Annotated in this window: 13 protein-coding genes; all 13 read left to right on the top strand. The window is 39.0% G+C overall.

The window, feature by feature from the left end:
• Positions 1-117 precede the first annotated feature (117 nt).
• On the top strand, positions 118-588 hold the full coding sequence (locus tag Q4Q57_RS21810) for a nuclear transport factor 2 family protein (protein WP_310803713.1): 471 nt from the start codon (positions 118-120) through the stop codon (positions 586-588).
• A gap of 97 nt (positions 589-685) precedes the next feature.
• Positions 686-1,060: a hypothetical protein gene (locus tag Q4Q57_RS21805; RefSeq protein ID WP_311892010.1), complete on the top strand. Its 375-nt coding sequence runs from the start codon at positions 686-688 to the stop codon at positions 1,058-1,060.
• A 75-nt stretch (positions 1,061-1,135) separates the two neighbouring features.
• Positions 1,136-1,474, top strand: coding sequence for a hypothetical protein (locus tag Q4Q57_RS21800; RefSeq protein WP_311892009.1), 339 nt, complete (start codon positions 1,136-1,138; stop codon positions 1,472-1,474).
• A gap of 113 nt (positions 1,475-1,587) precedes the next feature.
• On the top strand, positions 1,588-2,469 hold the full coding sequence (locus Q4Q57_RS21795; protein ID WP_311892008.1) for a hypothetical protein: 882 nt from the start codon (positions 1,588-1,590) through the stop codon (positions 2,467-2,469).
• 143 nt (positions 2,470-2,612) lie between these two features.
• Positions 2,613-3,218, top strand: coding sequence for a DUF998 domain-containing protein (locus Q4Q57_RS21790; RefSeq protein WP_311892007.1), 606 nt, complete (start codon positions 2,613-2,615; stop codon positions 3,216-3,218).
• Between the two features lie 439 nt (positions 3,219-3,657).
• Positions 3,658-4,050 carry a hypothetical protein gene (locus Q4Q57_RS21785; RefSeq protein WP_311892006.1) on the top strand — a complete coding sequence of 131 codons (393 nt, stop codon included), beginning with the start codon at positions 3,658-3,660 and terminating at the stop codon, positions 4,048-4,050.
• Between the two features lie 85 nt (positions 4,051-4,135).
• Positions 4,136-4,423, top strand: coding sequence for a hypothetical protein (locus Q4Q57_RS21780; protein WP_219251588.1), 288 nt, complete (start codon positions 4,136-4,138; stop codon positions 4,421-4,423).
• A gap of 111 nt (positions 4,424-4,534) precedes the next feature.
• Positions 4,535-4,966 (top strand): hypothetical protein, encoded by a 432-nt coding sequence (locus Q4Q57_RS21775; protein ID WP_311892005.1) that lies wholly within the window; start codon positions 4,535-4,537, stop codon positions 4,964-4,966.
• A 98-nt stretch (positions 4,967-5,064) separates the two neighbouring features.
• Positions 5,065-5,493 (top strand): NADAR family protein, encoded by a 429-nt coding sequence (locus tag Q4Q57_RS21770; protein WP_311892004.1) that lies wholly within the window; start codon positions 5,065-5,067, stop codon positions 5,491-5,493.
• 107 nt (positions 5,494-5,600) lie between these two features.
• The gene (locus Q4Q57_RS21765; protein ID WP_311892003.1) at positions 5,601-5,945 is read left to right on the top strand and encodes a hypothetical protein; all 345 of its coding nucleotides are present in this window, start codon (positions 5,601-5,603) and stop codon (positions 5,943-5,945) included.
• 63 nt (positions 5,946-6,008) lie between these two features.
• Entirely contained in the window at positions 6,009-6,380 is a 372-nt protein-coding gene (locus tag Q4Q57_RS21760; RefSeq protein ID WP_311892002.1) for a DUF4440 domain-containing protein, read from the top strand.
• A gap of 107 nt (positions 6,381-6,487) precedes the next feature.
• Positions 6,488-6,703 carry a hypothetical protein gene (locus tag Q4Q57_RS21755; protein ID WP_259561412.1) on the top strand — a complete coding sequence of 72 codons (216 nt, stop codon included), beginning with the start codon at positions 6,488-6,490 and terminating at the stop codon, positions 6,701-6,703.
• Between the two features lie 456 nt (positions 6,704-7,159).
• Positions 7,160-7,670, top strand: a 511-nt coding sequence (locus tag Q4Q57_RS21750; RefSeq protein WP_311892001.1) for a hypothetical protein, incomplete at its 3' end; no start/stop codon positions are given.

The following is a 7,670-nucleotide window of genomic DNA, read 5'->3' as shown; positions in this document are numbered from 1 at the left end:
CGTTTAAACGGAACAAAAACAGTGGGTTACGTTTCACTTCGCTTCGCTACACATTATAACCCACAATTTTTGTCCGCTTAACGCGGCGTTATGTGAATTTCTAGTAAAGGAGTACAAATGAAAAAGTTACTATCAATCCTATGTGTTTTATCGGTGTTAGTTTCGATTAATTCATTCGCTAGCGAAGATAATTTTGATTATGAAAAATTTACCAACGATTATTTTGCTGCATGGACTAACGTTCAGAAGCCAAATGCTAACAAAGAGGATCTTGAGAGATATTTATCCTTTTTAACAGACGATGTTGGGTATCAACATTTACCATACTCAAATGATGATAGTCGTGAACCAAATGGCAAAGACGGTATGCGCAAAGGAATGACATATTATTTAGGGATCCATACAGAATATGCCGCTAAACTCACTAATCACGCACATGGGCATAATGTAATAATGATTGAATTTGATACCCTAGCTAAAGGTATTCACCCTGATAATGGTCAGCTTATGACATTGAATTACCATTCATTTGAAGTTCTAGAAATTGAAAATGGAAAAGTTTCTGTGATTCGTCATTACAGTGAGTAATTCACATAACAAGGCGCGTCACTCAGAAAACCACTCGCTGGCCTTTGGCCAAAACACTCTTGTTTTCTGGTGCGCTTGGCGTTATGTGTGAATGACTATGGATTGGCGTCAAATGGAAGTATTTAAGGGCATCGATCTCAATGATTCTTTCGTTTTAGATTGGAATTATGTAAATAACCGCCTGTGCTTTGAACTGGAAGCCAGCATTTGGCCAGAGTCCAAATATTATGTTGAGCCAAAGCTAAATGAATATACGTGTTACCGAAAAGCAATACTTCAATTCGTTAATACAGTTTCCGTAACTGGTTTAAAACCCAAATCAGCTGTAATGTCATCAACTGATCCAGACGGTTCAATTGATTATGGCAACATTGATACATTGCAGGTGGTCTATGGTGGATTTGAGCTTACCGGTGATTTTGGCAATATAAAAATATCTGGCGGGGAGCTTCGATTTGAAATTCACACATAACAATCCGCGTCATTCTGGGCCTTCGGCCCCTGCGACGCTCACAAGTTCGCGCGCATGCGCGGGGCGTTAAATGCCATGAATAATGTGTACCGTCTTACATCTGTTTTTCTAGCCATTACCGCAATTGTTCAATTATTGGGTATCGGTGAGCGAGTTCATCACGCATTGTGGCAATGGTATAAATTCGCAGGATACAGCAATGACGGACATACAACGCTTGATGCAACTATGGTGGTTGCTACTTTTGTGCTTTCGTTGTGTGCGGTTTTCGTCGCGTTGTTGGTATATAAGTGCTCAGTTAAACAACTATGGGTGGCAAAAGTAGCAATGTACTCTGGTTTTAGTTTTTGCTTGGGGCTGGTGTTGTTGTCAGCGCTTTTAATAAGTCCACTGGCACAAGTGGTGCAGCGGTAATGACATTTAACAAAGCCAGTCAGCAACGCTCCCGTTGGTCGCTGGACCTCAAACCCGCTGCGCGGCTTTTCGGCCGCTGCTGGCAGCGTTATGTTTTTTAGTTCGGAGTTAGCATGGTAGATGCCAATAACCTAGACAGACTACAAGCTTTAATTAGCTTGAAATCCCGATGTTTATATTGGGCGGAATTCTGTAAATACACGTCTAAAAGTACTTTTTTTTCAGATCTTAATGATGAAATAAATATGCCATTAATTTATATACTGAATGATGAGTTCACTAATATAAGTGGTAGGGATGAAATAGATTTATTAATACGTAAATGCACAGATAACAATAAGTATTTTGATTATTTGGAAATAAACAACTCTAACTATGATCATGAACTGGTCCATAACGATCTAAAAGATATTTATGTCTGGCAAACAGACAATCAAAACCATATGGCTATAACTCGCTTTATTGTTAATGCATTTTCTGTTTTCGAATTTTGGGTATGTAAAGCGTATGACGTAATAAAAAGTCGCTATAAAAGTAAAAATTCCAAAATGAAAAAGTTAGAATCACAGTTAAATAAATATGTTGAGTCTTATAATTCTAACGATAATGAAGCGTTAGAATTGATAAAAAATGAAATTTTCACTAAAACAAATTCATATGTATCGTCACGAGAGAAAATTGACTTCGTATTGTCTAAAATAGACTTTGTTAATTTGAAGAATGACAAAAAACTTGATAAGGCAAAAGAACTGGTATCGTTTTTGTTTAATTTCAGAAATACAATACACAATGTAATGGTTAACAAGTCTGGAAAAGATTTTAAAATTGAAACTAATGGGGCAACGGTTGAGCTATTGAATGATAGCTCTCCTAACTATGAAGACTATGCTAAATTTATCCATTCAATGCATTTACTTGTGGATCTGTATAGTGATTTATTTATGTACTTAAGCAAAAATATACCTGATTTTCATGAATTCACTAATGAGTTTTAACGAAAATTAATAATTAGATGGCAAAACATAACAAGGCATTTAAACGGAACAAAAACAGTGGGTTACGTTTCGCTTCGCTACACATTTTAACCCACTACTTTTGTCCGCTTAATGCGGCGTTAGTTTACAAAGGGAGTTTGGTGGTGTTTGAGAGTATTGCGATCTATTCAGGATTAATTGCAACAATCTGGATATTCATTGGTGTTTATGTAGCAAGTAGGTTTTATGCTGGTTACAGCCATTCAAAGCAATTTTGTAGTGAGTTAGGTGCGACTGGTAGCCCAACTGAAAAATTGTCTCCTTTAATTAATAATTATCCTCTTGGTTTTCTATTTTGCTTTTTCGGTTGGTATCTGGCTCAACTCTCAAATGTTTCAACTTTAGTGAATATTGCTGGTTGGTTAGTTATATCTCATGGTGTTGGTACATGGGTCGCCGGTTACTTCCCAATGGACGCCGATCCATTTACTAAGAATCCAACTTTTAATTGTAAGGTACATTCTTGGGCAGGTTTTATCATGTTGCTTTCATTAGTTGTAGCACCAATATTAATTGCTATCAGTCCAACAACTGAAATTATTCCATTATATTTCCGCATTTTTTCATTGGTTTCTGTTGTCGCTGCTGTTTATTTTCTTTTCGCAGTGGCTAAAGCTGTAAAATCCCAAAGCAATCCTGGCATCCATCAGCGTATTTCATATGGCTTTCAGCTAATTTGGCTAAGTGCTTTTTCACTAGTATTGGCGTAATTGTAAACTAACAAGCAAATTAATCAGGACAAATAACAGTTGGTTTTTGCTCCTGCGTCGCTTATTTTAACCAACTGATATTTGCCCATTATTTGGGCGTTATAAGCACATGGAAGCCTGCATTCAATGAACAAGTACAAATTGAGATTAATTGGCATTTTAGTGGTTCAGTTGATCATCACAGTAATACACAAAACATCTACAACTAGCTTTGACGCTACCAACTTTTACTATTTAGAGAATTGGACATACTGGCTAGGAATGAGTTGGGGTATTTTTGCTATTGTCTATGCCTTCAAATTAAGCTGTCCTCAATGTGGCTCAAGGCAAGTTTTTCGTGGACTTAGTGTCTTTTCGTTACGTTGGCCACAAGACCATTGTCATAAATGTGGAGCAAAAATTGAATAGTGCTTATAACAAGTTAAATCAGGAGAAATGTGTGCACGTCGAACCATGGAAAGGCCTCAAAGAACATCCAGGGCAGAACAGATTTTTAGCCAATCTTTCATACTCTTATGGTTTGCTAACAATCCAAATCGAATACAGAAAACTGGAAAGTTCTTATGTCGTTATGTTTAGATCACCTACTTTGTTCAGGGTCATGGATGAAGGCGATCTTTTGAGATTCCAGAGTCAGTTTGAAGGGCCAGTATTTGCCAGCAGTTTCATATTTGAGTTGTTTAACACAGAGTTAATCGATTTTTGTTACGAAGAAAGAGATCGTTCAATGGACAAAAGTAAATATCGTCATTTTGCGGTTGTCTCAGACGATGATTTCGTTGACATAGTTACATACGATGATGAACCAACAATCACGGCTATTGATTTATAACAAGCCGCGTCATTTGCAGCCTGCGGCTGCAGCGACACTCACAAGTTCGCGCGCATGCGCGGGTCGTTAGCTGCTAGGAGAAGTCATGAGTGATTGGCCATTTGACCAGATAGAAACCTGTGTAGCGGTGACAAACAAAGATATTATTCATGAGGGCGCTCCAATACTTCACGTAAGCCACGATGATGAAGATCATGGTTGGCAATTCATCGGTTTAGATGATGCAGAAGAAGAAAATATTGCGCTTGTATGTATGGCTGAAATTGTAAAATTAGACCCTACAGTTAAAGAGGTGGCACATATCCCTCCTGGCTGGCATGCATGGCGTCAACATGTTGGTGCAGAATGGGAAATCGAAGAATATGCAGAGTAATCAGCTAACAAGTAGTACCAACGGACTCCGTAATATTGGCACCTTTTGCGTAAAAATACGCACAAAAGTCGCCAATATTACTACGCCGTTGTGCTAGCCGTTACGAGCCATATGAATAACTTACTAATTTGTAGCCTGATAATTCTCTTGGTTGGTTGCACAACCATAAAAAATGTTTCAGATAGTTCTCAATTTGAAGGTGACATAGGCATAAAGCATTTAGAAAAGAACGCTTTCATTTGCACTGTTGATAATAATGCAATGTTTACGAAAGGCTTACCCGTTAACGAGCTATATGAAAACCATGGTTTCAAATCCTGTCCTCGCGGAATGGATGTTGCGTCCCTTCTAAAGGGGGCTAAAATTAAAGTTTCAGAGGCTTCTCATAGCTCACACTTCGGTTTAGTGTCTTATACAGATCATTGGTATTTTGTTGGTTCCGCCGACATTGGCGGTAAAATGGTGAGTTTTTATTACTACTTAGGGTTAACTACTGATGGAAAACCTCCTGCGAACTATAAGAATAATTTGTTGTGGCACTAGCAAAAGCTCATAACAAGGCCAGCCAGCATCGCTCCCTACGGTCGCTGGACCTCGTTTCACTCGGCCGCTGCTGGCGGCGTTATATTTCATAGGTCAGCATGACGATCTTTTTCTATACAAAGACAGATGAGTTTGGAGAGTTTAGTAACTTCTCAAAGTTCGGTGTTGAGATGGACGGGGTTTGGTGGCCCACAGTGGAACACTACTTTCAGGCTCAAAAATTTGAGAGTAAAAAGTATCAAGAAAGAATCAGAACAGCCCATACCCCCAAAATTGCTGCTGAACTTGGCAGGAGCCGGAAAGTAGCCATAAGAACTGATTGGGAAAAAGTTAAGGACAACATTATGTATGAAGCAGTCCTGAAAAAGTTCAAAACCCATCCTGAGTTAGCAGCATTACTTAAGTTCACAGGAACCCAAGACATAGTTGAGAATGCTCCAGGTGACTATTATTGGGGTTGTGGTCAAGATGGGACTGGCCAAAATAAACTAGGAAAAATTTTGGTTAAGGTTCGCGATGAAATATAACAAGTGGCTGTTATTTGTTACGGCGACAAAAAGCGTGGCCTCCACCGGACGCGCTAACGCGCGCCGCAAAGCAAAGCGTTATATGCCTTTTCTAGCTTAGGAGTAGAATGAAAGTTTCGTTGGGAAAATTAAGCGAATGGTTTGCAATAATAGGCGCAGTTGGAATTTTCATGTGGATTCCTTGGCTAATATACAAATCCATTACTGACGATAGCTCATTCGATTTTTTAATGTTTTTTAGCATCATGGTTGGCGTGCTGCTTTCAATCGCTCACCATTTTTTAGCCTTCTTTGTTAAATGCCCTAATTGCGGCAAATCATTGATGGTTAGAGGATTCAAAGAAATAAAACCAGATACTCATGACAGTGGGTTAGAAGTGGCATTTTTATGGTTTACCGACAAAGTCCACTGCATGCATTGCGGTGTTAAGGTCGATAAATGCGGCATATAACAGGCAAAGCCAGCCGACGCTACCACTCAGCAGCTTTGAGCATTAGGACGTTTAGGAGTTTAATTGGAAGATTTGAAGAAAGTACTAATAGAGTTGGAAGAGTATCTTTTTCTGCCAGAGGTTCGAGGCTCTTCAATTGAACTTGCGCAATTAATCTCAGATGACTTTATCGAAATTGGTGCCTCAGGATTGCGATTTGGGAAGGCTAATGTCTTAAGGCGGCTACCAAATGAGGTTGCGCCTGAAATAATCGCAAGTAATTATGAGTTACGAATGCTTGGCTCAGATTGTGCTCAGCTGTTATACAAAGCGAAGATGTCAAAAGCTGAACAACCATCACCAGTTTATTCGCATAGGTGTTCAATCTGGCGGCAGAATAGTCGCACTCAATGGCAAATGATTTATCATCAAGGAACAATATGCGCTCCGTTTTAGCCTGCAGCACTAACAAGTGCCTTAAACATCGCGGCCTGCAGCCGCTGTACTCGCAACAAGCTGCTCGCCGTTTAGGCTGGCGTTAGGTTCTGGCTATGGTTACCTTCATGTTGAGCGTTATTGGAATAATTGGTGTTTTGCTGATCTTGCTACCGACAGAGTTCATCTTAGCGTTTGATGGTCAAACAGGACGCTGGCTATATGAACATGCTGAAGACAAAGAAGCAGGTGTGAAAAAGGCTACAAAATTTTACAGGTTTCTTGGTGTTTCTTGTTTAGTTGTTTCAGTCAGTTTCTTAATATTCGCCATACAAGCCTCTTAATTAAGATTCACCAAGGCTGTCATGCCATTTGCTGTGCAAATCGCCCGCCAGCATATGGTTCATTTATTAGAGGGGCGTTATGCGGTATCAGAACAATGACCGATAGTGAAGTTATAATCGAGTTTGCTAAAAAAGAAAAAAGGTTAACTGTACTTTTTGCAGTATCTTTCGCTATGTTCGGTGTTACGCTTTTATTCAACGCTGTAACGGAAACATACATTAATCCAACGATACCATTTCTGATTGGTTTCGGATTGATTTTTTATGGCTTATACAATTACAGGTGTCCAAACTGTAATCACTTGCCAGCGCCTTTAGGTGGATCAGATATTCAAATCTCTCCCAAAGAGTGTGGTACTTGTGGGGTAAAACTGAGGTGAGTTCATTATCCATACAAGTCGTTCAAGCCGACGCCTAACGGCGCGGCTTAACTCCAACGTTAGCTAAGGATAAAATTTGCGTAATCTAATACTTGTTCTTTTTATATTGATTGCTGGATGTGCGCCAAATACGGCCACTTTTATGAGTCCAAAAGGACTTGGTGGTGACGTCATTATAAATGGCTGCGCACAAATCCCATCAACTTTTCGATATGAAATGGAAGGGGCCAGTTTTAAAGTTAATTTAGGTAACAATTCTGTTTATTTGGTAGTCGAAGTCGTAGATGGTAGTAGTGTTGAATGGCAAAACAATGAAATAAGTGTTCAGGTAAATAATGAAAAATTCACTGAAAAAGCCAAGGATTTAATACAAAGTGATCGAGTTAGAGAGCCTTGTGGTGGTTTCACTAGTACGTTTAACTGTAAATCTTATCGAAGCTACAATTTGAATATAGAGTTTGAATCGCTCATTGGTGCTACTAAAGTAAAAATATTGCCTCCAATACCTATGGTAAATAAAGTGCCTTTTAAAGTTTCAGAAATAGAATACAAAAAAGTGACAAAAACACTAATGCTGGCAATCAACT

The sequence above is a fragment of the Shewanella sp. SP2S2-6 genome (assembly GCF_031931965.1).
In the GTDB taxonomy this organism is placed as follows: Bacteria; Pseudomonadota; Gammaproteobacteria; order Enterobacterales; family Shewanellaceae; genus Shewanella; species Shewanella baltica.
This window is presented reverse-complemented; position numbering and strand designations above follow the sequence as displayed.

What these genes read in the sequence shown, in the direction of transcription:
- Q4Q57_RS21810 (WP_310803713.1), top strand. Translation starts at nt 118, where the DNA reads ATGAAAAAGTTACTATCAATCCTATGTGTTTTATCGGTGTTAGTTTCG.
- Q4Q57_RS21805 (WP_311892010.1), top strand. Translation starts at nt 686, where the DNA reads ATGGATTGGCGTCAAATGGAAGTATTTAAGGGCATCGATCTCAATGAT.
- Q4Q57_RS21800 (WP_311892009.1), top strand. Translation starts at nt 1,136, where the DNA reads ATGAATAATGTGTACCGTCTTACATCTGTTTTTCTAGCCATTACCGCA.
- Q4Q57_RS21795 (WP_311892008.1), top strand. Translation starts at nt 1,588, where the DNA reads ATGGTAGATGCCAATAACCTAGACAGACTACAAGCTTTAATTAGCTTG.
- Q4Q57_RS21780 (WP_219251588.1), top strand. Translation starts at nt 4,136, where the DNA reads ATGAGTGATTGGCCATTTGACCAGATAGAAACCTGTGTAGCGGTGACA.
- Q4Q57_RS21775 (WP_311892005.1), top strand. Translation starts at nt 4,535, where the DNA reads ATGAATAACTTACTAATTTGTAGCCTGATAATTCTCTTGGTTGGTTGC.
- Q4Q57_RS21770 (WP_311892004.1), top strand. Translation starts at nt 5,065, where the DNA reads ATGACGATCTTTTTCTATACAAAGACAGATGAGTTTGGAGAGTTTAGT.
- Q4Q57_RS21765 (WP_311892003.1), top strand. Translation starts at nt 5,601, where the DNA reads ATGAAAGTTTCGTTGGGAAAATTAAGCGAATGGTTTGCAATAATAGGC.
- Q4Q57_RS21755 (WP_259561412.1), top strand. Translation starts at nt 6,488, where the DNA reads ATGTTGAGCGTTATTGGAATAATTGGTGTTTTGCTGATCTTGCTACCG.